At 59.1% G+C, this 22902-nt stretch carries 23 protein-coding genes; 16 read left to right on the plus strand and 7 right to left on the minus strand.

The features are described from left to right. Positions 1-122: 122 nt before the first annotated feature. From metB to AC2D8U_RS14000, 7 genes are all read left to right on the plus strand, one after another. Positions 123-1268, plus strand: coding sequence for a cystathionine gamma-synthase (metB, locus tag AC2D8U_RS13970; protein WP_484619683.1), 1146 nt, complete (start codon positions 123-125; stop codon positions 1266-1268). A 27-nt stretch (positions 1269-1295) separates the two neighbouring features. Continuing rightward, entirely contained in the window at positions 1296-3644 is a 2349-nt protein-coding gene (gene metL, locus AC2D8U_RS13975; RefSeq protein WP_484619684.1) for a bifunctional aspartate kinase/homoserine dehydrogenase II, read from the plus strand. Positions 3645-3786: 142 nt separating this feature from the next. Further along, complete coding sequence (metF, locus tag AC2D8U_RS13980; RefSeq protein ID WP_484619685.1) at positions 3787-4674, plus strand: methylenetetrahydrofolate reductase; 888 nt, start codon at positions 3787-3789, stop codon at positions 4672-4674. A 258-nt stretch (positions 4675-4932) separates the two neighbouring features. Next, positions 4933-6507 (plus strand): methyl-accepting chemotaxis protein, encoded by a 1575-nt coding sequence (locus AC2D8U_RS13985; protein WP_484619686.1) that lies wholly within the window; start codon positions 4933-4935, stop codon positions 6505-6507. Positions 6508-6941: 434 nt separating this feature from the next. After that, positions 6942-7988, plus strand: a complete 1047-nt coding sequence (locus AC2D8U_RS13990) for a linear amide C-N hydrolase (protein WP_484619687.1) — start codon at positions 6942-6944, stop codon at positions 7986-7988. Positions 7989-8322: 334 nt separating this feature from the next. Next, on the plus strand, positions 8323-8802 hold the full coding sequence (locus AC2D8U_RS13995) for a glutathione peroxidase (protein WP_484619688.1): 480 nt from the start codon (positions 8323-8325) through the stop codon (positions 8800-8802). A gap of 283 nt (positions 8803-9085) precedes the next feature. Further along, positions 9086-9784, plus strand: coding sequence for a DNA alkylation repair protein (locus tag AC2D8U_RS14000; protein ID WP_484619689.1), 699 nt, complete (start codon positions 9086-9088; stop codon positions 9782-9784). A 9-nt stretch (positions 9785-9793) separates the two neighbouring features. Here the strand turns inward: AC2D8U_RS14000 and AC2D8U_RS14005 are convergent, their stop codons facing one another. Next, positions 9794-11239, minus strand: coding sequence for an ATP-binding protein (locus AC2D8U_RS14005; protein ID WP_484619690.1), 1446 nt, complete (start codon positions 11237-11239; stop codon positions 9794-9796). An 11-nt stretch (positions 11240-11250) separates the two neighbouring features. Further along, positions 11251-11967 carry a response regulator gene (locus AC2D8U_RS14010; protein ID WP_484619691.1) on the minus strand — a complete coding sequence of 239 codons (717 nt, stop codon included), beginning with the start codon at positions 11965-11967 and terminating at the stop codon, positions 11251-11253. A gap of 259 nt (positions 11968-12226) precedes the next feature. Here AC2D8U_RS14010 and AC2D8U_RS14015 point away from each other — a divergent pair, with 259 nt between their 5' ends. From AC2D8U_RS14015 to AC2D8U_RS14030, 4 genes are all read left to right on the plus strand, one after another. Further along, the gene (locus AC2D8U_RS14015) at positions 12227-13018 is read left to right on the plus strand and encodes a hypothetical protein (protein WP_484619692.1); all 792 of its coding nucleotides are present in this window, start codon (positions 12227-12229) and stop codon (positions 13016-13018) included. A 76-nt stretch (positions 13019-13094) separates the two neighbouring features. Next, the gene (locus tag AC2D8U_RS14020) at positions 13095-13520 is read left to right on the plus strand and encodes a hypothetical protein (RefSeq protein WP_484619693.1); all 426 of its coding nucleotides are present in this window, start codon (positions 13095-13097) and stop codon (positions 13518-13520) included. Between the two features lie 99 nt (positions 13521-13619). Continuing rightward, a complete protein-coding gene (locus tag AC2D8U_RS14025; protein ID WP_484619694.1) occupies positions 13620-14300 on the plus strand; it encodes an SDR family oxidoreductase in 681 nt (226 codons plus the stop codon). Between the two features lie 154 nt (positions 14301-14454). Continuing rightward, the gene (locus AC2D8U_RS14030; protein ID WP_484619695.1) at positions 14455-14763 is read left to right on the plus strand and encodes a hypothetical protein; all 309 of its coding nucleotides are present in this window, start codon (positions 14455-14457) and stop codon (positions 14761-14763) included. Between the two features lie 18 nt (positions 14764-14781). On the opposite strand, the gene AC2D8U_RS14035 is transcribed toward AC2D8U_RS14030, so the two are convergent. Beyond that, positions 14782-15207: a hypothetical protein gene (locus AC2D8U_RS14035; protein ID WP_484619696.1), complete on the minus strand. Its 426-nt coding sequence runs from the start codon at positions 15205-15207 to the stop codon at positions 14782-14784. Positions 15208-15364: 157 nt separating this feature from the next. Here AC2D8U_RS14035 and AC2D8U_RS14040 point away from each other — a divergent pair, with 157 nt between their 5' ends. Further along, the gene (locus AC2D8U_RS14040; RefSeq protein ID WP_484619798.1) at positions 15365-15991 is read left to right on the plus strand and encodes a 3'-5' exonuclease; all 627 of its coding nucleotides are present in this window, start codon (positions 15365-15367) and stop codon (positions 15989-15991) included. On the opposite strand, the gene AC2D8U_RS14045 is transcribed toward AC2D8U_RS14040, so the two are convergent. Beyond that, positions 15983-16273 carry a hypothetical protein gene (locus AC2D8U_RS14045; RefSeq protein ID WP_484619697.1) on the minus strand — a complete coding sequence of 97 codons (291 nt, stop codon included), beginning with the start codon at positions 16271-16273 and terminating at the stop codon, positions 15983-15985. The genes AC2D8U_RS14040 and AC2D8U_RS14045 overlap by 9 nt on opposite strands. A 203-nt stretch (positions 16274-16476) precedes the next feature. Between AC2D8U_RS14045 and AC2D8U_RS14050 the strand changes: the two genes are divergently transcribed. Beyond that, on the plus strand, positions 16477-17097 hold the full coding sequence (locus AC2D8U_RS14050; protein ID WP_484619698.1) for a trimeric intracellular cation channel family protein: 621 nt from the start codon (positions 16477-16479) through the stop codon (positions 17095-17097). Positions 17098-17129: 32 nt separating this feature from the next. On the opposite strand, the gene AC2D8U_RS14055 is transcribed toward AC2D8U_RS14050, so the two are convergent. Beyond that, positions 17130-17870 carry a TerC family protein gene (locus tag AC2D8U_RS14055; RefSeq protein WP_484619699.1) on the minus strand — a complete coding sequence of 247 codons (741 nt, stop codon included), beginning with the start codon at positions 17868-17870 and terminating at the stop codon, positions 17130-17132. A gap of 110 nt (positions 17871-17980) precedes the next feature. Further along, positions 17981-18343: a hypothetical protein gene (locus AC2D8U_RS14060; RefSeq protein WP_484619700.1), complete on the minus strand. Its 363-nt coding sequence runs from the start codon at positions 18341-18343 to the stop codon at positions 17981-17983. A gap of 218 nt (positions 18344-18561) precedes the next feature. On the opposite strand from AC2D8U_RS14060, the gene AC2D8U_RS14065 reads away from it, so the two are divergent. From AC2D8U_RS14065 to cysK, 3 genes are all read left to right on the plus strand, one after another. Next, complete coding sequence (locus AC2D8U_RS14065) at positions 18562-19014, plus strand: MaoC/PaaZ C-terminal domain-containing protein (protein ID WP_484619701.1); 453 nt, start codon at positions 18562-18564, stop codon at positions 19012-19014. A gap of 73 nt (positions 19015-19087) precedes the next feature. Beyond that, the gene (locus AC2D8U_RS14070) at positions 19088-19768 is read left to right on the plus strand and encodes a transposase (protein ID WP_484619702.1); all 681 of its coding nucleotides are present in this window, start codon (positions 19088-19090) and stop codon (positions 19766-19768) included. A gap of 72 nt (positions 19769-19840) precedes the next feature. Then, positions 19841-21307 carry a cysteine synthase A gene (gene cysK / locus AC2D8U_RS14075; protein WP_484619703.1) on the plus strand — a complete coding sequence of 489 codons (1467 nt, stop codon included), beginning with the start codon at positions 19841-19843 and terminating at the stop codon, positions 21305-21307. Positions 21308-21341: 34 nt separating this feature from the next. Here the strand turns inward: cysK and AC2D8U_RS14080 are convergent, their stop codons facing one another. After that, on the minus strand, positions 21342-22826 hold the full coding sequence (locus AC2D8U_RS14080; protein WP_484619704.1) for a lytic polysaccharide monooxygenase: 1485 nt from the start codon (positions 22824-22826) through the stop codon (positions 21342-21344). Positions 22827-22902 lie beyond the last annotated feature (76 nt).

Raw genomic sequence — 22902 nt, forward strand, 5'->3', positions numbered from 1 at the left:
TGTTGCCATCTTAACCTGTAAACGTTTAGACGGCTAAACGTCTTGACGCCCAAGCTTCGGCGGTTTAAGTTAGCCCATCATTATGATTTTGTTTTAATGCGTCAGTCCGGAGGATGCACCTCATGAGCCAGCCTCAGCTTGCCACCATCGCCGTCCGCGAAGGGATCGAAAGCGATACGCAGCACGGTGCCGTTGTGCCCCCTATCTACCTTTCCACCAATTACACCTTCGAGGATTTTGGCCAGCCGCGTCAATACGATTACGCGCGCAGTGGTAACCCGACCCGCGGTGTCCTCGGGCAAGCCCTGGCCAAACTGGAAGGCGGGGCCGGTGCGGTGGTGACCGCCACAGGTATGGCGGCGATCTCCGCGGTTACCGCCCTGCTGAACAGCGATGACCTGCTGGTCGTCCCCCACGACTGCTACGGCGGCAGTTACCGCCTGTTTACCTCGGTGGCGGCCAAGGGGGGCTTTCGGGTCGCCGTGGTGGACCAGACCGACGCTGCTGCCCTTGATGCCGTACTGGCGCAAAAGCCCAAGATGGTCTGGCTGGAAACCCCCTCTAACCCACTGATGCGCCTGGTGGATATTGCAGAGATTGCGGAAAAAGCCAAGGCTGTTGGTGCCTGGGTGGTGGTTGATAACACCTTCCTGTCGCCCATGCTGCAGCAGCCGCTGAGCCTGGGGGCCGACATCGTCATCCACTCCACGACAAAATACATCAATGGTCACTCGGATCTGGTCGGAGGCGTGGCGATCGCCAAAGAGGCTGAGCTGGCGGAGCAGCTGGATTGGTGGGCCAACTGTCTGGGACTGACGGGCGGTGCTTTCGATAGCTATCTCACCCTGCGTGGCCTGCGGACCCTGCCGCTGCGGATCAAACAGCATCAGAGCAATGCCGATGCGGTGGCCGAACTGCTGGTGTCTCACCCGGCGGTGGCCAGGGTGTATTACCCGGGGCTGGCGGACCATCCCCAACACGAATTGGCCAAGCGTCAACAGGCGGGTTTTGGCGCCATGCTCAGTTTCGATCTCAAGGGGGGTGAGCCAGAAGTGCGTGCCTTCCTGTCCCGCCTCAAGGTGTTCAGTGTGGCCGAGAGCCTGGGGGGCGTGGAGTCACTGATCTGCCATCCGGCCACCATGACCCACAGGGCGATGGCCGAGGAAGCCCGGATCGCGGCCGGGATCGGAGAAACTCTGCTGCGGATCTCCGTGGGGATCGAAGATCCTCGGGATCTGCTGGCCGACCTGCAACAGGCCCTGGGCTAATCCCCGGTGAAGGAAGGGAGTCATAGCGTGTCACGTCGTCTACTGCATAAATTTGGGGGGTCAAGCCTGGCGGATGCAGATTGCTATCGCCGGGTCGCCCATATCCTGCTCACCCAGGGAAACGCCGATGATCTGGTGGTGGTCTCTGCCGCGGGAAAGAGCACCAACGCCCTGATCGCCCTGCTGGAGCGGGCCAAGCAACAGCAAGACCTGTCTGGCGAGTTGGCGGAACTGGTCCAGTTTCAGCGGGGCCTGATCCAGCGGCTGCTGCTGGGGCCTGAGGCGGATACCGCCCTGGTTCAGTTGGAGGAAGATCTTAAGCAGCTGCGTCACTGGTTGGCCGAGCCGCGTCAGTACAGTGCCGATATCCAAGGGCTGGGCGAGCTGTGGTCGGCCCGACTGCTGGCCGCCCTGTTGAGTCAGTTAGGGGTGCAGGCGAGTGCCCTGGACGCCCGCCGTTTCCTGACCGTGAAAGAGGATCGCAGCCCCCAATACCCGATCAGTCGCGATAAGCTGGACGCTCGCCTACAGGCTTTAGCGGATACCCGGGTCGTGATCACCGGCTATGTGGCGGCAGATGAAGCCGGTCAGAGTGTGTTGCTGGGTCGGAATGGTTCGGACTACAGTGCCACTGTGATTGGCGCACTGGCCGGGGTTGAGCAGGTCACCATCTGGACCGATGTTCAGGGGGTGTTTAACGCCGATCCCAACCTGTTGCAAGACGCACGCCTGCAGGCCGAGCTGTCTCTGACCGAAGCGGATCGCCTGGCCCGACTGGGCTCACCCGTGCTGCATGCCCGCACGTTACAGCCGCTTCAGCAGCACTCCATGTCGCTGAATGTGCGATCCAGTTATACCCCGGAGCAGCCCTATACCCGGATCCTGGCTGAGGGCGCCAAGGCCGAGCCGGTGATCACCAGCTTGGACAAGGTGGTGGTCCTCTATGGCCCGGATGGTGAGGACAGCGATAGTGCCGCCGATTACCTGCGGGCCCATGGTCTGGCGCTGTTGGCGGTGTATCCCCTGCGCGGTGCCCTGGTGGTGACCGAAGAGCAGGCCGAAGCCGCTCAGGTGGCTTTGTTCGAGCATTACAATCAGTCAGTACGCAGTGAGCGAGGATTGGGGCTGGTGGCTCTGGTTAGTCGCCATGCGGGCCGCCTGAGAGGCGCGTTCGCTCGGTTGCTGGGACGTTGCGCCTGGCCGCTGTTGGCGGATCCCCTCGCATTAACGACCCTGGTGCCCAGTGACGAAGTGGCGGATCTGACCGCCCGAGTGCATCGGCGTTGTGCCGGTCCGCTGAAGAAGATCGGGCTCTTGGTGGCGGGTAAAGGCAACATTGGTGCCGCCTGGTTACAGCAGTTTGCCCACTATCAACGGCGGATCAGTGATGAATTGGAGGCTGAGCTGTCCCTGGTGGCGGTGCTGGGGCGGAACGAAGCCCTGCTGGCGCCGGAGGGGCTCAATCCCACCCAATGGCAGTCCCGCTTCGACAGCGAGGCACAGCCCTATGAGCTGACCGCCCTGTTTGACCGGGCGACGACTCTGCCTTTTGACGAACTGATCTTGCTGGATATCACCGCCAGCGGTGAGTTGGCTCAGGCCTATCCCCAGCTACTGGAGCGGGGCATCCACTTGATCTGTGCCAACAAGCAGGCGGGCAGTGGTCCTCAGGCGTTTTATGATCGCCTTAAAGCTCAGGTCGCGCAGCGCCATCTCTACTGGCGTTATAACGCCACCGTCGGGGCTGGTTTGCCGATCTTTTATGCCATTGACGATCTCAAGCGGGGAGGCGATACGGTGCAGCGCATCGACGGGGTGTTCTCCGGCACCTTGAGCTGGCTGTTCCACCACTTTGACGGCAGTAAGCCATTTTCTCAGTTGGTTTTGGAGGCTAAGGACAAGGGCTTCACCGAGCCGGATCCAAGGGAAGATCTCGGCGGCGTCGATATGCAGCGAAAGCTGCTGATCCTGGCACGGGAGCTGGGGTTGAAGCTCGAGCTGGAGCAGGTGGGGCTGGAATCTCTGGTGCCCGAGACACTGGCCGGGATCCCCACCGGCGAGTTCCTGGCCCGCATCGAGGAGCTGGATGGCCCCATGGCCGATGCCCTGGCCAGTGCTAAGGCACAGGGCCAAGCCCTGCGTTACACCGCCGCCCTGGCCATCGAAGGGGAGACCCTGCAAGCCAAGGTGGGGCTTGAGGCGGTGGCGCCCAAGCACCCCTTTGCCAGCTTGCCGCCGGGAGATAACCAGTTCCTATTGCGCAGCAGTCACTATCCAAACGGCCTGGTGATCCAGGGGCCCGGCGCCGGGCGTGAAGTGACTGCCGCCGCCGTACAATCCGATCTGGTGGCGATTTGTCGTCGCCTGTTGCACTAACAAGCCGAGAGCGAAGAGCTGGGGGCTAGGTCCTAGGTCCTAAGAGCTGATAGCTAATCGCTAAGAGCCTAGGCTCTTTCCTAGGAACGGAAGTGCCCCGAGCACCGAGGCATCGAACGAACAGTTAAGGGAATATATTGATATGGCATTTCATCACGCCCAACAAGTCGAAGCATTGAACGAGCGCCTCAGCTCCCTGAAAGATCTCAATGTTTCTTTCGAGTTCTTTCCACCCAACAGCCCGGCGATGGAGGAGACCCTGTGGCAGTCCATCGAGCGTCTGGCGCCGCTTAAGCCCAAGTTCGTGTCCGTGACCTACGGCGCCAACTCCGGTGTGCGGGATCGCACCCACAAGGTGATCGAGCGGATCCACGCCGAGACCGATCTGCAGGCGGCCCCCCACCTGACCCTGATCGACGCCGACGAGGGGGAGTTGCGTGAGCTGGCCCGCCAGTATTGGCAGCAGGGCGTGCGTCATATCGTGGCGCTGCGCGGTGATGTACCCGAGGGGCAGCCGAATCCAAACCGTTACGCCTCGGATCTGGTCGAGTTGCTCAAGCAGGAGCACGATTTTGAGATCAGCGTGGCGGCCTACCCGGAAGTGCACCCGGATGCCACCAGTGCCCAGGCCGATCTGATCAACCTCAAACGCAAGATCGATGCCGGTGCGACCCGGGCGATCACCCAGTTTTTCTTCGATATCGAAGCCTACCTGCGCTTCCGGGATCGCTGTGCCGCGGCGGGGATCGAGGCGGAGATCGTGCCCGGGATCCTGCCGGTGACCAACTACAAGCAACTGCTGAAGTTCTCCGATTTTGCCAAGATCCGTGTGCCCAATTGGCTGCACCACATGTTTGATGGCCTGGAGGATGATCCGGCGACTCGCAAGTTGGTCGGGGCCAACGTGGCGATTGAGATGGCCAAGGTCTTGGCCAAGGAGGGGGTGAGTGACTTCCACTTCTACACCCTCAATCGCGCCGAGCTGTCCTACGCCATCTGCCACGCCCTGGGCGTGCGTCCCGGCGTGTAGGGAGAGTGCGCCAAGCCCGTCCGGTTGCGCTTTTTCGCACAATTGGGCACAGAGCGATTCGGAAGGATCTCGATCGATTTTATGAAAACCCGGTTCGACCATGAACCGGGTTTTCTGATCCATATCAAAAATAAATTCAAAAGCTTAAGTGCTAGTGCGAGAGAGTCGTGCAAGGCTGAGGTGGCACTGGCACCATACCCAAATCATGCACCATCTATGCACCACCCATGCACCATTTAAGCAGCAACGGGGCCAGCCATGCGCGACAACCAGCCAGTAACCGGACGGGAGATCCCCTTTCCTCAGGACAGCATCTTGCTGTCGACCACAGATCCCAAGGGCAAGATCAAGTTTGCCAATCACACCTTTGCCGAGATCTCCCAGTACTCTCAGGATGAACTGCATGGCCAGCCCCATAACCTGATCCGCCACCCGGACATGCCTGAGGTGGCGTTTGCTTCCCTGTGGGAGACGATTCAGGGGGGGAGGCCCTGGTTCGGTGTCGTCAAGAATCGTGCAAAAAATGGTGATCACTACTGGGTTAATGCCTATGTCACGCCGGTCTTCGAGAACGGTGAGATCCACGAGTACCAATCGGTGCGGCGGCGGGCGAACCGTGCTCAGATCGAGCAGGCGGATGGGATCTACCGTGCGCTGAAAGCGGGTACCACCCCCAAGGCTTTGCAACCCGCCAGGCTGGGCTTTGTCGGCCGCCTGTTGCTGGGTGCAGCCGGTGGTGCGGCCATGACCGCCCTCCTGCTTCATTGGGTGGGGCTGATCGGTGCCGGTGTCGGGATCGGCCTGAGCCTGTTGCTGATGCACTGGCTGTTGCGGCCCCTGGTGGCCCTGGTTGAGCGCAGCCGAAGTGTGATCGACGATCCCATTGCCCGGGGCGTCTTTACCGGCCGTCAGGATGAGATCGGCCAGCTGAACCTGTCACTGGACTTCCTCTCCACCGAGTTGGGTGGTGTGGTTGGGCGGATCGCCGATTCGGCCACGGATCTATGTGGCATGGGGGAGCAGCTCAATAGCACGGTGCGCGACACACAGGAGCGAGCCGAGCGGCAGAACCAACAAACGGCGGCCGCCGCGACAGCCGTTGAGGAGATGAGCGTCAGCTTCAATGAGGTGGCGGACAACGCGACTCAGGTGGCTTCGGCGTTGAACCAGAGCCTGATGGTGGCTGACGAGGGCAGCCGCATGCTGACGGAAGTCTCCTCCGCCATCGGCAGCCTGAGCGAAGAGGTGGGGCACACCGCGGCAGTGGTGCAGCAGATTGAGCAGGACAGCCAGTCCATAGCCCAGGTGCTGGATGTGATCCGGGGGATCGCTGAGCAGACCAACCTGCTGGCACTCAATGCCGCCATCGAAGCTGCCCGAGCCGGTGAGTCGGGCAGGGGGTTCGCCGTGGTGGCCGACGAGGTGCGCAACCTGGCGCAGCGTACCGCCCAGTCTACGGTGCAGATCGAGGAGATCGTGGCCCAGTTTCAGAGCTCCAGCCAGACGGCGAACCGGGCAATGGCTCAGGGCCAACAAGCGGCGAGGGAGACCGAAGCCCGGATCCAGGAAGTGGATCTGGCCTTTGCCGATCTGCGCAGCGCGGTGAACACCATCAACACCATGAGCGATGAGATCGCCGCCGCCATGAGCCAGCAGCGGGTGGTGACCCAGGAGATCAGCGAGGCGATCCAGACCGTCAGCGAACTGGCCCAGTGCAGCCTGTCTCAGGCGGCACAGACGGCCAAGAAGGGACGGGATATGTCCCGCCTGGCCGCCAAACAGCAGGAACTGTCGGCGCAGTTCTGGCAGCAGGGAGTGCAGCGGGGGGGCTGACGACTTGTCTTAATTGTGCTTACGCACGGTTGGGTGTCCGGGGATGCCAGCGGCATGGCGGTTGTGTGGGTCACTGCCATTGGTATTCGTGGACGGCTGCGCCGTGGAGCTTTCGTGGCTCCCCAACCCTGTTGTCGCGCCGGCGGTCCCCGAACGTTAGCGCAATATCATGGGGTCTTTGTCATTTTCGCTTCGGGAGTGGTTCGGGTCCGTTTCAACCACGAGCAAATCTCAAATAGGCCTGGTTCCCTGGGCCCCTTGGATTGCATTTGGCAACGGCGCCCGAACGGCGTTCGCGATCCCTCTCCAAAAGGATTGCATGAACATGATCGAGAGCAAAAAGGGTGTTGGGTTTTTCCCAGCAGTAGTGATGTTACATGCTGAAAAGCCGGATTTATAATCCACCCGGATTCTCTAGAATAGGCACTGACTAAATGTTTAATAAAAAGTTATTTTCTGCAACAGCTTTCGCGGTACTTTTCGGGGGTGTTGTTTCAGACGCACACGCTTGTTCTCGAATTGCATGGGATACGGAGAAAGGGGTCTTTGTCTCACGGACCTTTGACTGGATTGAAAGCTCTCATGCAGCACTAGAAAACTATCCAAAGGGATTCGAGTATACACGTTCCCTTCGTGCAGACGCTTTAGTGGAAAAGTCCAAATATGCGGTAACCGCCATCACCAGCTACGGCGCATTGGTTGGAGAAGGTGTGAACGAAGCGGGTCTTTCTGGGAATGTCCTGTTTTTCAACGAGATGGATATTAATGATATTCGGTCGGATGAATCTCTCGGCCATGCTAAATTAATGCAACACTTGCTGTCACAATATGCAACCGTTTCTGACGCAGTGAATGCCATGAAAAGCATGGATATGATGACAGATGAAATTCCTGGCATGCCTACAGTCATGACGGTTCATTTCAGCCTACAAGATATCACTGGCGATGCGGCAATCATCCAATGGCAAGAGAAAGAGTTAAAGATCTGGCATGGACCCGAGCACAATATCTTAACCAATTCGCCGGAATACCAAGTTCACCTTGCCAACCTGGCTGAGTCCTCAAAAGACTGGGGGCCAGTTGAGAAGCAAGATTCTGAAGTGGACCTGAAAACCAATGGCAACCTCCACTCTCAAGATCGTTTTATTAGCAACTCGTATTTTTATAACCACCTTAAAGAGCCTAGCAGTGTGACCAATGGGCTGCTGAAGCTGGAGTCCGTTATTTACAAGGTGCCCCATGACGCCCCCAACCGTCCGATCAATGGCCAAATGACCGGTTACGGCACAGAGTGGATGGTAACTCAAAACATTACCACGGGTGATGCTGTCTTGCGTTACACATGGGCAGATAGCTTTAACGTTATGATGTACAACATTAAAGATATTCAGGCATCTGGTGAGCGCCTGAGACTCGATGTCACGCAGCCTGGTTTGTTTGGTGATATCACTGAGCTGGTGCTGACGGAAGGTAAGATGTAATCATCATTAAATGACGGAGTTAGTCTTAATGAGAACCCCAGAGGGCTCTTATTTTGGCAGCTCATGCTAATGATGAATTTTGGCCAACCTGAATTTATTAGGTTGGCTTTTTTATTTAGTAAATTCGATGAGCCAGAGGGACAGTGTGGGCGCGTTGGCTCCCGGACCTTTTGTGGTTCCCACCATGGCCAGTGGCGAGCCAGCGCAGTGAACCACGAAATGCTCACGGTGCAGCCTTCTTCAAAGCCGATAGTGTCAATCTCCATCATCATCTTGGTTAACACACTCAATTCACGTTAGGGTGGGAAAAGACCCTAACGGCAAGGAACCGGGAATGAGCGAGATCTACGAGTTTGAGGTGGGCACCAATGGCGGGGAGCGCCTGAACCTGGCCCACTACCAGGGCAAGGTGATGCTGATCGTCAATACCGCCAGTAAATGTGGCTTTACCCCCCAGTATGAGGGATTGGAGAGCCTGTATCAGCAGTACAAAGATCAAGGCCTGGTGGTGCTGGGCTTTCCCTGTAACCAGTTTGGCCAGCAGGAGCCGGGTGATGCGGCGGCGATCAGCGAGTTTTGCCAGCTGAACTTTGGGGTAACCTTTCCCCTGATGGCCAAGGTGGAGGTGAACGGCAGTGGGGCCCATCCGCTGTTTGAGCACCTGAAAAGGGCGGCGCCAGGTTTGCTGGGCAGCAAGGGCATAAAGTGGAACTTCACCAAGTTCCTGGTGGACCGCTCCGGCAAGGTGGTGAAACGCTATGCGCCGACGGATAAGCCGGAGTCCATCGCCAAGGATATTGAGGCGCTGCTGTAGCCGAGGACAACAGGAAAAAGCCTAGGTACTAGGAAAAAGCCGAGGTACTAGGGAGAAGCTTAGGTACTAGGGAGAAGCCGAGGTACTTGGAAAAAGCCTAGGTACTAGGAAAAAGCGGTGTAAGCTTTTGCTAGAACCTAGCACCTAGCACCTAGCACCTAGAACCTAGAACCTAGCACCTAGCACCTAGCACCTAGCACCTAGCACCTAGCACCTAGCACCTAGCACCTAGCACCTAATACCTAGAACCTAGCACCCAGCTACCGACACTAAGACACTGCTCATGCCCAACTCCCTGCTCTCTCAACTTCAAGCCCTGTCCGAGTCGGACAAGGCTGAGTTCTATCCCAAATACTTCCAGGCCCAGCCCGGTGGCTATGGCGAGGGGGATCGCTTCCTGGGTGTGCGGGTGCCCAAGGTTCGGGCGTTGTCTCGCCAATACCGGGAGTTGTCATTGGAGGAGATAGGTACCCTGCTGGCGAGTCAGTGGCATGAGATGCGTCAGCTTGGCCTGTTTATCCTGGTGCTGCAGCATGAGCGGGCCGATGAGGCGCAGCGGGATGTATTGACGGCCTTTTATCTGCGCCATGGTGAGGCGGTGAACAACTGGGATCTGGTGGATGGCAGCGCGCCTCGGTTGCTGGGAGAGCCGGTATTGCGCGGACGCTTCCTGGCGGAGCAGGAGACTTTGTTGCTCAGCCCCCGGGTGTGGGATCGACGCATGGCGGTACTGGCCAGCCTGGCCGGGATCCGTGCCGGTCACAGCGAGGCGATCCTGGCGCAGGCACGCCGTCTGCTGACCGAACCCCATGATTTGATGCACAAGGCGGTGGGCTGGATGCTCAGGGAGATGGGTAAGCGGGATGAAGCGGCGCTGCACGATTTCTTGCAAAGCCATGCCCATCGTATGCCCAGAGTCATGTTGCGTTATGCCATTGAAAAATTGCCCGCCGATCGGCGGCGGGCATATATGGCGCGCTAGCGGTCGTCGCTAGCGCTTGAGGGGAAGCTTCAGCACGACCTTAAGGCCGGGATCGGCGTCCTCCAGTAGCAGCTCACCCCCATGGCTGTGGATGATGTTGCGGGCAATGGCCAGACCCAGGCCCACGCCGCCGGTATGGCGGCTGCGGGAGCCTTCCAGTCGAAAGAAGGGTTCAAACACCTTGTCGCGCATCCCCATCGGGATCCCCGGGCCATGATCCCGAATGGTGATGGTCAGAGAGTTTGGCTCCGAGAGTAGGCCTATTTCGGCCCGCTCGCCATATTGTACGGCGTTCTCTATCAGGTTGCGCAGGGCCCGTTTCAGACTGACAGGCCGGCAGGCGATCACCGTGTCGCCCGGGGCATCGCCAGCGAGGAAATTCACGGGTTTGCCTTGCTCCTGGAGGTCGTCGCACAGGCTTTCGAGCAGGGCGCACAGGTTCACCTGGCGAGTCGATTCGGTATCGGACCCATTGCGGACGAATGCCAGGGTGGCTTCGCTCATCTGCTGCATCTCATCCAGGGTGGCCAGCAGACGCTGTTTCTGCTCACTCTCCTCCATCATCTCTATTCTCAAGCGCAGGCTGGTGATGGGGGTGCGCAGATCATGGGAAAAGGCGGCCAGCATTCGCGTGCGATCCGAGACGAAGCGCTGCAGGCGATCCTGCATCTGGTTAAAGGCTCGGGTCAGTTCCCGGATCTCCTCCGGTCCCTCCTCTTTCAGGGCGGGCAAAGTTTCCCCCACACCAAGCCGATGGGATGCCTGGGCGAGGCGTTTTACCGGGGTGCTGATCCGGCGCACCATCCAAAGCATGGCCAGCAGCAGGGCGGCCCCGGCCAGCAGCAGGAAATAGAGGGTTTGCTGAGGTAACAGCGGTGGTGGTTTGGGCACCACAACGTCGAAGTTGAGCCAGCGATCCTCGGAAAGTTGTAGCGAGATGCTTAGGTACTCCAGCCGAGGACGATGTTTGCGTTCCTTTACCTGCCTGTCTTCGAGCTTTTCTCTTCGCTGGTATTCGGTGAGGTGGAGGTCGCTACGCCGTTCACGCATCTCCCTCATCTGCTTCTCCGACGGCAGCTTGAATCGGTAACCGATGCTGGCACGCAGGCGGCCTTGGTATTGCGGCCCAAGCATCTCCTCCAGGCGTTTTTGTAGTCGCAGATCCATGGGGTCTTCCGTGATGTCAGGCAGGATGCTGCTGGTGTCGATGCGCGCTCGGGTGGTGGCACTGCGGACCGCTCTAAGGATCCTGGGGTGAAACTCGGGCTCACTGTTCTCCAGCAGTTTTACTACCGAGATATACTGGCGCACCAGTTGCACCTGGTTGAGGGCGCCAAAGGATTCACGATGTGCGCCGGACAGTAACCAGAGGCTCAGGCCCATGGCCAGGGTGAGTATCAGCAGGATCAGGGCGATCACCTGGGCTGCCAGCCGTGTAGGCCATAAAGGGGTCAATGAAGTGTGCCTCATTGCGAGCATGTTTCCTCGGTAAACATATAGCCGCCGCCCCAGACGGTCTTGATCAGCGTCGGATGTTTGGGGTCGGCTTCGATCTTCTTGCGCAGCCGGCTGATCTGATTGTCGATGCTGCGATCAAAGGGAAGGGCTTCGCGGCCCCGGGTCAGATCCATCAGTTGATCCCGGCTCAGGACCTGGCGGGGGCGCTCCAGCAGCACCTTGAGCAGGCGAAATTCGGCGGTGCTTAATGGGATCAGCACCCCCTGGGGATCCTCCAGTTGTCGCTGGTGCAGATCCAGGCCCCAACCGGCGAAATCGATGCGGGCGGTCTGCGCTTTATCACTGTCCAGGGGCGTTACTTCGTTGCGTCGAAGCACGGCCTTGATCCGGGCCAACAGCACCCGAGGGCTGAAGGGTTTGGTGACATAGTCATCGGCACCCATCTCCAGCCCCACAACGGTATCGGCCTCCTCACTCATGGCAGTGAGCATGATCACCGGGGGGCCATTTTGCTCGCGCAACCAGCGGCACAGGCTGAGGCCATCTTCACCGGGCATCATCAGATCCAGCACCACCAGATCAGGGGTTTGTTGCGCCAGTGCACGACGCATGGCGTCGCCGCCGTCGGCGGTGGTGACGCTAAAGCCGTGCTGCTGAAGATAGCTGCCCAGCAGATCGCGGATCTCATCGTGGTCGTCCACCACCAATACGTGTTGTTGTGACATGTTGGTTCGGTGCTCCTGGCTCGGTTGCGGTATGGCCCATTATACGGCGGGGCATCGATCCGGGGTGTATCAAAGTTTATCCAGCATAAATCTTAATAAAACAATGCTCTAGTTCAGATGTGTTGGTCGGTGAGAGGGGAGGGAGCGGAATGGATACATTTTGCGACAAGCTGAGTTGATCGCGGCAAAGTTTTACTACGTCGGCATGCTCTACTGGATACCGTCAAACCAACACAGTGGACTCATAGAGGACGTCATTATGAAACGCAATGCCATCTTTGCTGCCATCCTGGCAGCCACCAGCCTGACCTCTGCCGTTGCCATGGCGGCACCGGGCGAGCCGCGGGGAGTGCGAGGCGAGCAGGGCTATGCCATGAAGGGGACCCATCATGGTGCCCATCACAAGCGCAAGGCGGCCATGGGCAAGCACTTTGACCGCCAGTTCAGCCAGGAGGAGATCCAGATCCTGGCCGAGGCCCGCCTGATCATGCAGGGCAACGACAACCTGGTTCTGGGTAAGGTGATCCCCACGGCAACCGGCTACACCCTGGAGATCGTCACCAAGGCGGAAGGCGCTTTGGTCGAGGTGCGTGAAGTGGCCCATAACGCCATGCCGCTGGAGAAATACAATCAGATGGCGGAAAAACAGGCGCAACGTGAGGCCCGAAAGGCTGAGATGCTGGCCAATGGTGAGCCGCCTCAGCGTGCAGACAGAGGTGAACGCAAAGGTGAGCGCCAGGGCCCTCATCAGGGTAAATCAAAGATGAAACCAGGTGACCATGGCAAGCGTCAGCAACAGTTTGAGCGTGAATTGACCCAGGAGCAGATCAGCGTTCTGGCTAAGGCCCGGCTGATCATGCAGGGCAATGACAAACTGGCCCTGGGCAGCGTCGAGCCGACCGCTGAGGGGTACAAGATCGCCATCGTGACCCAGGCGGAAGGGGCTCTGGTGGAAGAGCGTCAGGTGGCCCGCAACGGCATGCCATTGGAACGTTACAACCAGATCCTGCAGCACAAGGCCAAGCGCGAAGCACGGCAGGCCCAGCAGTAAGTCAGTCAGCAACAACCCATTTTCTAAGTCTTTCAAGGGCGCCCTCGGGCGCCTTTTCTCTATAAGGAATCCCTCGATGCGGATCATGATCTCCGGGCTGTTTGCCGCCCTGCTGATGGGCTGCAGCAGCAAGCCTGAGCCCGTTAACCACGCCTTTCGACACCAGCTGGATGAGCAGGGAAAGGTACAGTTTACCTTCAGCTATTTTGGTGAGCCGGGGGCGAGTCGTAACGCCACTGCAGGATCCCGTGGCGAGAAAGGCCAGCGGGGTGGCAAGGGGGGCGGTGGACGTCGGGGCGGCGGTGGCAAGGGGGGGATGGACAGGGGGGGAGCGGAGGAGGGCAATACGGTGAGCCAACCCCGGGGTCTGAGCTATGGGGCCCTGATCTTGATGCTGGAGCAGGAGTTGGACAGCCGGGACCTGTGCACCCACTCATATGAGATCCTGGAGCAGCGCCCCACCGCCAATGGTGTCGCCCTGCGCGGTGAGTGCAGTACATAGGGCTCGCGATGCTTGCCGGAGGAGGGTGTCAGGGATCCCATTACCGCCCCCCCTGGCCTGATACACTGACACCTTCTTTGGACCATGAGGATGTATGGGATGAAACAAGGGGTATTGATCACCGGCGCGACTCGGGGACTGGGACGGGCATTGGTCGTGCATTTGTGTGCGCAGGGATACCGGGTCTTTGCCAGCGGCCGGGATCCTGTGTTGCTGGCGCAGCTCAGGGAGGAGACGGGCTGCCAGGGCATCGTGGCGGATCTGAGTGAGCCGGATCAGGTGGTGGACTTGTTTGCCCAGGCGGTAGCGGCCCTCGGTCAGGTTGACGTGCTGATCAACAATGCCGGCTTTAACAGCCGTAAGGCACCGCTGGCCGAGACGGATCTGGAGGAGTTTGAACTTCAGTATGCGGTGAACCTGCGTGCCCCCTATCTCCTGTCCAGGGAGGCGATGCGACATATGGCTCCGAGGGGGGAGGGATACCTGATCAATGTGATCAGCACTGTGGCCAAGCGCAGCAATGCCACCATGGGGATCTATACCGCCATGAAGCAGGGGTTTGCAGGCCTGAGCAATGTGCTGATGAAGGAAGCCCAGCCTCTGGGGATCCGAGTCACCGCCGTTTACCCCGGGGGGATCAATACCGAGTTTCGGCCCCAGGCACGCCCGCAATACATGTCGGCGGAGGCCGTTGCCGGCAAGATTGCCCAGCTGCTGCAGGATCCTCCCGAGTTGATCACCCACGAACTGGTATTTCGTCCTCCAGTGGAGCTGGAGTAAAAAGGGATCACGTCTGAATGGTACTGAGACAAAGTTGCGACAAAGTTGCGACATTTTTACCAGTCTTGTCCACATCCTGGGGACATTCCACTGCTTTACTGAAAGCCTGAAAAGAGGCATTGGCTGCCTGCAGTGAATCGGTAAGGAGATTGGGATGCGTAATTTGGGTGTGGTGATCGGACTTTTAGTGGTGGTGGGTTGCAGCAGCACAGGTATGTCTCAGGAATACCGTTTCGATGCCGAGGGTACGGCCCGGGGTGGCCTGGAGTTTCGGTTGAACTACTTTGGCCCCAATGGTCAAGGGCTGGCGGACGAGACGGACACACTGACCCCGGCGACAGAGCGATACATGGAGGAACTGGCTCGCCAGGAACTGGCTCGGCGAGCGCGCTGCCAAGAGGGGTTTGAGATCATTGAGATGATCCCAAGCCAGCGGGGAGCCAGGCTTCGTGGTCGCTGTTAGGCTTCGCTCAGGCTGCGCTTAGGCCGTGCCTTTGCGCAGTACCTTACGGGCCTGCAGGGCCCGGTTGATCCGGTGGATTGCGATGGTGTTTTGTGCTCGAGCCGGATCCAACTCCCCCTCGGTGGGCAGGTACAGTGCCCGATCTTTCATCGGAGAGCTGTCCATCACCTTCTGCTCTTTACACAGGGCCCGGTAAAAGCTGTTTTCACACACAAAGTCGACGCAATTATTGGGCAATACGGCTTCGACTCGTTCGATCGCATCCAGCACGGTTTCATTCAGATCGTACCCTTTGACTTCCATCTCCAGATAGGTCCGCCTGCTGTATTTGCCCGCCTCGGCGCAGGAGAAACCGGCTTGTTCCAAGGTGGCGGCGACGCTCGCTCCGTGATTTTTGCCTCCAAGCACCAAAGAGAAGTGGAAGGAAGTCTTATTGGTATCCATCAAAGTCGCCTCACTGATTATTCGTTTTTTACAGGGTACTGTGCCAGTCGTCCGGGGGCAGTGATGGGGATCGCGATCCCCGCGTTCCTCGGCAGATCCCCCCATGCTCTATCCGCTACAATGGCCATCCTATTTGCTTTGAAGTGATCTTGCCATGTTGTCTTCTCACGCCGCCGATACCCTGGTTGTGCTCGATTTCGAAACCACAGGCCTCTCCCCGGATCGGGGCGATCGGGCCATAGAGATCGGAGCCGTTCGGCTGGAGCGGGGAGAAGTGGTGGCGCGTTTCCAGCAATTGATGGATCCCGGTTTTCGCGTCAGCCCCTTTATCGAAAGCTATACGGGGATCACCAATGCCATGCTGGCGTCGGCACCGCCTTGTGAAGAGGTGATGGCGGACTTTGCCGAGTTTGTGGGGGGGCATAACCTGGTGGCACACAATGCCTCATTTGATCAGCGTTTCCTCGATGCCGAACTGGCGCGGATCGGCATCGGGTATGGCGGGGAGTTCGCCTGCTCTTTGCTGCTGGCGCGACGCCTCTATCCCCAGGCGCCCAACCATAAGCTGGGCACCCTGGTCCGCTACAAGGAGATTGCCAATGACGGTGTATTCCACCGGGCTTTAGCCGATACCGAGGTGACCGCCAAGTTGTGGCAGTACATGCTGGACGATCTGGCCCGGGAGCATGGGATCCACCAGCCCTCCTTTGCCCTGATGCAAACCCTCTCGCGCAAACCTAAAAGCGCCGTTGCCGCCTTCCTGCGTCGTCAGGCGTCAAGATGACTGACGGGCCTGGCCGCCCTCGATCCGCCACAGGCTGCCCTGGCTGAGGCTTTCCGTCGGGAAATGCACGCTGCCACCAATGATCTGGCACTCCTGCGCGCTAGCGTGGTAGGTGTAGCTTCGTGAACTGGTTCCTCGGACGGTGAACGAGGTGATCCCGCCATAGCAGCTCAGCTGGATCTCATGAGCCCTAGGATCCCGGTTGTCGATCTGCACCGGGCTGGGGGGCGCCGGGGTGTGGAGGCCAAAGGCGGCCAACAGTCCCAGAATTAGAGTTTTCATCACGTTCCCTCTCAATGAAAGCACGGCCGGTGCTCCCTCTCCTAAGGCGGCCGAGGGTGAGTATTTCTTAACCAGGCGTTGTCGTATCCCAGTTACGGGTGAAGCCATTTCATCTGATCCTGCATTTTTGTCGCTGTTGCGCACCCTGGGTCTCGGGCAGAGTGGCGCCAGTTTCTTTTCGCCCTGGGGGTAAGAGGTCGCAGATGCAGTTAATTTCTCTATTGTGGTTGGTGGGGATCCTGGCCGAGGCCATGACCGGTGCTTTGGCGGCGGGGCGCCGTCGCATGGATCTGTTTGGGGTGGTGATCATCGGCTGTGTGACAGCGATCGGTGGCGGCACGGTGCGGGATCTGTTGTTGGGGAACTACCCGCTGATCTGGATTGAGCATATCGAGTACCTGGCGGCCATTGCCGCAGCGGCCCTGTTGACCGTGGTGATCGCCCCGGTCATGCGCTACCTCTCCCGCCTGTTTCTGCTGATCGATGCCCTCGGTCTGGCGGTGTTCTCGGTGATTGGGGCGCAGAAGACCCTGGCCCTTGGGCACGACCCGTTAGTGGCTGTGTGTATGGGGGTGGTGACCGGGGTCTTTGGCGGTGTTCTGCGGGATGTCTTGTGCCAGACCGTTCCCCTGGTGTTTCGTCAGGAACTCTATGCCTCGGTGGCACTGCTGACGGCGGGGATCTACGTGGCCCTGGAGCTGTGTGGGATCCCCCTTTGGCTCAATCTGGGGGCCAGCCTGATGGTGGGCTTGACCCTGCGCCTATTGGCGATCCGCCATAACTGGTCGTTGCCGGTGTTTCATTACCAGCTTAAGTGCCACTGAGTGAGCGCCCGCACCGGCGGGCGCTCAGCGCATCATTCGATGGGTTTGCGCAGCTTGATCGGCTCTCGAGTTTTTCTCCGCAGGCGCAGGTTGAGCATCTCCACCGCCACTGAAAAGGCCATGGCGAAGTAGATGTAGCCCTTGGGGATATGGACGTCGAACCCCTCGACAATCAGGGTCATGCCCACCAGCACCAGGAAGGAGAGGGCCAGGATCTTCACCGTTGGGTGACCGTCGACAAAGTCGCCGATCGCCTTGGCCGAGAGCAGCATGACGCCGACGGCGATGATGATGGCGATGGCCATGACCGCGAGTTGATCCGCCAGTCCGACGGCGGTGATCACTGAGTCGAGGGAGAACACCACATCCAGTATGGCGATCTGCAGCAGGATCATGCCCATGCTGGTGGCGGTGCTGGGACCATGACCGTGCTCCTCCCCCTCCAGGCTGTTGTGGATCTCCAGTGTCGCCTTGGCCAGGAGGAACAGACCGCCGCCGATCAGGATCAGATCCCGTCCCGATATCGCCATGCCCAGCAGGGAGAAGAGGGGATCGGTCAGTCCCATCACCCAGGTCAGGGAAAACAGCAGAGCCAGGCGGGTCAACATCGCCAGCATCAGGCCGATACGGCGGGCCAGATCCCTCTGCTTTTCAGGCAGGCGAGCCACCAGGATGGAGATGAAGATGATGTTGTCTATCCCAAGGACGATCTCCAGTGAGGTCAGGGTAGCCAGGGCGATCCAGGCTTCGGGGCTACTGATCCAGTCAAACACGACTCAATTCCTTCTGTTTGTTTGAACGACACTCTAGCCGTCTTCATCGGGCAATTGCAACGGACAGGAGGAGTTGGATCTTCTCCGGGTGAAGGTGGAAGGTCGTTGTTTTACCGTGAGTTGTTCGCGGCTGGCTCGACGGCGACGATGCGGTAGCGGATAGGCGAGTGTGGGGACTGGCGTGCCAGGCTGCAGCCGAGCAGGGCGTTATGGCCGGGTAAAAGCGTGGTTTTGATGAAGCGGGTGTCGGGCGCAGGTTTGCTCTGCACTTGGCGTTCAATCTGATAGGTCAGGGCTTGATCGGAGCGATTGCGCAGGGAGATCCAGTGGCCAGCCAAGGCCAGACCGCACCCCGGCGTTGCGGTGCGTTCGAAATGGCCGGCCTCTGCCGCCGTCGCCCCCAAGGCGGGGGTAGCGGCGAGCAGTGGCGGTAGCAGGCTCAGCCAGAGGGCAATGGGGACAGATGGCTTCATGGTCCGTGAGATCGTGAATATGTGTGCTGGTTCCTGGCATCAGGGTACCCCGTTTCCCCCGCTTCGGCGAATGGAGTGCCGGCCTGTCTGCTGGTATCTCAGGTGAAAAAGAAATGGGGGCACTGTGTCACAGAATCCGACGTTCTACTGCATTTGGACGACGCCCTCGAAGGGAAAAACCGCGAAAAGGGGATCAACGCATCTCAGGGAGCCAGATCATGGCACAACACTATTTCGACGACCTCCAGGTAGGGCAGATCCAGTATTCGCGTCGACTCGCCGTCAGCGAAGCGGAGATCATCGACTATGCCAGGCAGTGGAATCCGGAGCCTTACCACATCGATCCCAAGGCGGCGGCGGAGCACGTCCTGGGGCGGATCTTCGCCTGTGGTCCCCACATCATTGCCCTGGGAACCAAGTTGGGCAATGAACTCAGGCCCCGCCCGGTGACCGTGGCGGGCCTGGGTTGGGATGAACTGCGCTTCGTTGCCCCTCTGTTCGGCGGTGACAGCCTGATGCTGGAGTGCCAGCCCATCTCCAAACGACTCTCAAACAGCAACCCCAAGGTCGGGATCGTCACCTATGGCCTGCGCCTGCTGAATCAGCACGACGAAGCGGTCATGACCTACAAGATCACCGCCATGGTGCAATGTCGCCCCACTCCAATTTAGGGTCAGAGTAAAAACTGCCACCTATCTTTGCTCTTCCCGATGATCTTTAGCGGAGGCAAGGATGGCCAGATTAATGCGGAACAACCCCGCCGGTGTTCCACTGCATGTGATCCAAAGAGGCAATAATCAACAGCGCTGTTTTTTTGATAAACGGGACTTTATTACTTACCTGAGTTGGTTGGCCGATTATTCCCAGTCTTGTGAGGTGGCGGTTCATGCCTGGGTGCTGATGGACAACCATGTCCACCTTCTATGCACTCCAGCGCAGGAGGGGTCGGTCAGCCGCATGATGCAGTCTTTGGGACGCAAATATGTACGCCATTTTAATCATCGACATGCGCGTACAGGGACGCTGTGGGAGGGGCGTTTTCGTTCCTGTCTGGTGCAGCAAGAGGAGTACCTGCTACGTTTGTATCGTTATATCGAGTTGAATCCGGTGAGGGCAGGCATGGTGTCTGATCCGGTGCGCTATCCCTGGTCTAGCTGCCCCATCAATGCTGGCCATAAAACCTCTTCTCTCTGCTCGCCCCATCCTCTGTTTCTGGCGCTGGGCTCAGATCTCGAGCGGCGGCGTGAAGCCTACCTGAAGTTGTTAACCCAAGGGCTCTCTTACCAGCAGTTACTCACTATTCGAGAGGTCACACATCGAGGGATGGCCCTGGGCAGTGAGGCCTTTAAATGCGAGATGGAGCGCCTGACCGGAAGGCGGCTTCACCCACTGCGGCGAGGGCCCAGCTCGGATACAGCCTCTTAGGGAGTTTTTACTCTGACCCCAAATTATGGGGGTGCTAGCCTTGAAGGGTGTCATTTTGATGGTGAGGCGAAGATGGGACGGCGTTACGACAGCATTCTGGACACCATAGGTAATACGCCCGTGGTGCGGATCAATCATATCGATACTCACGGTTGTGAGCTGTATGTGAAGATCGAGGCGTTTAATCCCATGGGCTCGGTAAAGGATCGCCTGGCGTTGGGGGTGATCGAAGACGCCGAGCAACGGGGGGAGCTCAAACCGGGCCAGACCGTGGTGGAGGCGACCAGTGGCAATACCGGCATCGGCCTGGCCATGGTGTGTGCCGCCAAGGGCTATCCCCTGGTGCTGACCATGGCGGAAAACTTCAGTGTCGAGCGGCGCAAGTTGATGCGCTTCCTGGGTGCCAAGGTGGTACTGACCCCGGCCCATGAGAAGGGCAGCGGCATGGTGAACAAGGCGATCGAGCTGGCGGAGAAACATGGCTGGTGGCAGTCCCGTCAGTTTGAAAACCCCGCCAATGCGGCCATCCATGAGAAGACGACGGCGGTGGAGATCCTCGAGGACTTTGCCGATGCACCGCTGGACTTCTGGGTTACCGGATTCGGTACCGCCGGAACCCTTAATGGGGTTTCCAGGGTATTAAAGGCAAAGAGCCCCAAGACCCAAATCGTGGTGTGTGAGCCGGACAATGCGCCGATCCTGGCCAGCGGCATCTCCCAGCCCGAGGGGGCCAGTCACCCCAACTTCCGTCCCCATCTGATGCAGGGTTGGACGCCGGATTTCATTCCCAAGCTGGCCCAGGCTGTGCTCGATGGAGCCCGGATCGATCGTTACCAGCCCATCGATGGTAACCAGGCGTTGCAGTGCAGCAAGGCATTGGCTCGCAAGGAGGGGATCTTCGTCGGGATCTCCGCCGGCGCCACCTTTGCCGGAGCGCTGGAGGTGGCTCGGCAGGCCCCGGACGGTAGCCGGATCCTCTGTATGCTGCCGGATACGGGAGAACGCTATCTCAGTACGCCCTTGTTTGAAGGGGTGGCCGTGGAGATGACCGAGGAGGAGCTGGCGCTGTCGCGCTCCACGCCGGGTTATCGCTTCGATGTTTCCCACGCTCCGCCGGCGACCGATGACAAGCCGATCCCACTCGATGAAAAGGCGGTGGCTGAGGTGGAGGCGATGCTGGCGGATCCGGCTCAGCCCATGGTGATGTACTCCCTGGAGTGGTGCGAGTTCTGCTGGTCGGTACGCAAGGTGTTCAAGCTGTATGGCATCGAATTTGCCGATCAGGAGCTGGACTCCGTGGCGTTTCAGGCGGGGGAGCGGGGGGCCAAGATCCGGGCCGTGCTGAAGTCCAAGACCGGCTGGAATACCCTGCCGCAGATCTTTGTGCGGGGCGAGTTTATCGGCGGTTGCACGGATCTGTTCGATAAGATCAAAGACGGCAGCCTGCAGGCGATGTTCAAGGCCAAGGGGGTTGAGTTTGATGAGCAGCAGAGGGCCGATCCCTACGATTCACTGCCGGGCTGGCTGCATCCCAGATAGGAAAAACAGGGCACCCTTGGGTGCCCTGTTTGTCTCACAGGCGGATCCAGGCGTCGTCCCAGTCGCTGCCGGAGCCGGGGGCGTAGTAATGCGGGGCATCAATATTGCACCAGCCGCTGTAGGGGAAGGGGCGACATTGATAGATCAGGCCGTCGCTGCCCAGCACTCGGGTACCGGGCTGGTAGCTGCCGATCCCTTCCGGGTAGGCATAGTCATAGCCATCCTCTCCGGTGGCTTCAACACTGATGGGTTTCAACATCAGCAGGCGGCGCGTGTTCTCGTCCTGGTTTAGGAACAGGTGCAGTTCGGCCTGGCCTTCAGTCCGGGCGGTGACCGTCAATGAGCCGGTGCCGATGCTCAGGACGGCGCGATCACTGTCCTGCACGCTGCCATCCACCTGACGCAGTTCGAGTGTCAGATCGGCAGGATCTCCACTGACTGACACTTGGGCCTGGATCTTAACACTGCTGTTTGCCCCCAGGAGGTAGCGATCTTCCAGGCCACTGACACTCACCTGAGGTTCCCCCTGGCCATCACGGATGCTCAGCTGGGCCGTTTGGTCGGGCTGCTGGGCATAAACCCGGTTACCGTACAGATCGTTAGCGTTATAGAGGATCTGTTCCTCTTCACCTTTCTGGCCGATCAGCACCTGGCTGCTGTGAGTCCGGTTGATGCGATCGGCCAGGGCTGCGGTCCAGATCTCGGTGTCCTGATCACCACTTTGGATCTCAAGGGATTCGCTCAATTGCAGGCTGCCATCGGCGGCCAATAGGCGAAACTCGACTTGCTGGCCCACCTCGGCGGTCTGGCCGTTGAGCACGAAGGGCCCCAGGTTGTACCAGCTTGGAGAAACGGGCTCTCCTGCAAGATGCAGATCGCTGCAGTTGTAGAAGCCTTCGCCTGCGGCGTCATTGCGCTGCCAGCGGGTCAGCAGGGTCATATCGCCACTGCGATCAGCGGGAAGGGTCAGATCCATCACGTAGTAGGCACTGCCGTCGATCTGGCTGATCTCCACATTGCCATAGCTCTGCAGCAACTCCAGATCCCCCCAGGCCAGCCGCTTATTGGCGGCCTGGTAGTCGGCATTACTCAGGTAGAACTCCCAGAAGCTGGGGTTGTGGGGGGCCGTGGCGCGAAACTTGACCTGAATGGTTTCACCGGGAACCAACGGAGTGCGCTGCCAGTGTTCCGAGGCCACGCTCATTCCGCTCTTGCGGGGATCGCCGGCGGAGCAGAGCAGCCCATCGGTGATCCGCGCCTGCACGGATTGAAGATTGTTGTAATCCTCAACGTTGGCGGCAAATTCGTGTTTTTGTACAAAGGGATAGGTTCCTGATTCCAAAAAGGCGGCGCGGCAGGCCGCGTTGGGGATAGTGGAGCCGTCTTGTGAGCCCCATTCACCACCGTCATCGGCGCAGATCACCTGGCGGGCGGCTGGGTAGCTGGTATAACCGTGAGCCAGGATCTCCGGAGAGAGCAGGGCAAACAGGGCAAGGGGTAAAGCAGAACGTTTAAGCATGAGATCATCAACTCCTTCTGAATCGATCAGTCTTTTCCTAGGCATATCGAACTCTCCGTGTTTCGTTTTGCCCGGA

The sequence above is a fragment of the Ferrimonas sp. YIN67 genome (assembly GCF_057219095.1).

Coding starts and splice junctions, on each gene's coding strand:
- metF (WP_484619685.1), top strand. CDS start 3,787: ATGGCATTTCATCACGCCCAACAAGTCGAAGCATTGAACGAGCGCCTC.
- AC2D8U_RS14025 (WP_484619694.1), top strand. CDS start 13,620: ATGAAACAAGGGGTATTGATCACCGGCGCGACTCGGGGACTGGGACGG.
- AC2D8U_RS14070 (WP_484619702.1), top strand. CDS start 19,088: ATGCGGAACAACCCCGCCGGTGTTCCACTGCATGTGATCCAAAGAGGC.
- AC2D8U_RS13990 (WP_484619687.1), top strand. CDS start 6,942: ATGTTTAATAAAAAGTTATTTTCTGCAACAGCTTTCGCGGTACTTTTC.
- AC2D8U_RS14045 (WP_484619697.1), bottom strand. CDS start 16,273: ATGAAAACTCTAATTCTGGGACTGTTGGCCGCCTTTGGCCTCCACACC.
- AC2D8U_RS14065 (WP_484619701.1), top strand. CDS start 18,562: ATGGCACAACACTATTTCGACGACCTCCAGGTAGGGCAGATCCAGTAT.
- metB (WP_484619683.1), top strand. CDS start 123: ATGAGCCAGCCTCAGCTTGCCACCATCGCCGTCCGCGAAGGGATCGAA.
- AC2D8U_RS14060 (WP_484619700.1), bottom strand. CDS start 18,343: ATGAAGCCATCTGTCCCCATTGCCCTCTGGCTGAGCCTGCTACCGCCA.
- AC2D8U_RS14020 (WP_484619693.1), top strand. CDS start 13,095: ATGCGGATCATGATCTCCGGGCTGTTTGCCGCCCTGCTGATGGGCTGC.
- AC2D8U_RS14030 (WP_484619695.1), top strand. CDS start 14,455: ATGCGTAATTTGGGTGTGGTGATCGGACTTTTAGTGGTGGTGGGTTGC.
- cysK (WP_484619703.1), top strand. CDS start 19,841: ATGGGACGGCGTTACGACAGCATTCTGGACACCATAGGTAATACGCCC.
- AC2D8U_RS13985 (WP_484619686.1), top strand. CDS start 4,933: ATGCGCGACAACCAGCCAGTAACCGGACGGGAGATCCCCTTTCCTCAG.
- AC2D8U_RS14015 (WP_484619692.1), top strand. CDS start 12,227: ATGAAACGCAATGCCATCTTTGCTGCCATCCTGGCAGCCACCAGCCTG.
- AC2D8U_RS14080 (WP_484619704.1), bottom strand. CDS start 22,826: ATGCTTAAACGTTCTGCTTTACCCCTTGCCCTGTTTGCCCTGCTCTCT.
- AC2D8U_RS13995 (WP_484619688.1), top strand. CDS start 8,323: ATGAGCGAGATCTACGAGTTTGAGGTGGGCACCAATGGCGGGGAGCGC.
- AC2D8U_RS14050 (WP_484619698.1), top strand. CDS start 16,477: ATGCAGTTAATTTCTCTATTGTGGTTGGTGGGGATCCTGGCCGAGGCC.
- AC2D8U_RS14010 (WP_484619691.1), bottom strand. CDS start 11,967: ATGTCACAACAACACGTATTGGTGGTGGACGACCACGATGAGATCCGC.
- AC2D8U_RS14035 (WP_484619696.1), bottom strand. CDS start 15,207: ATGGATACCAATAAGACTTCCTTCCACTTCTCTTTGGTGCTTGGAGGC.
- AC2D8U_RS14000 (WP_484619689.1), top strand. CDS start 9,086: ATGCCCAACTCCCTGCTCTCTCAACTTCAAGCCCTGTCCGAGTCGGAC.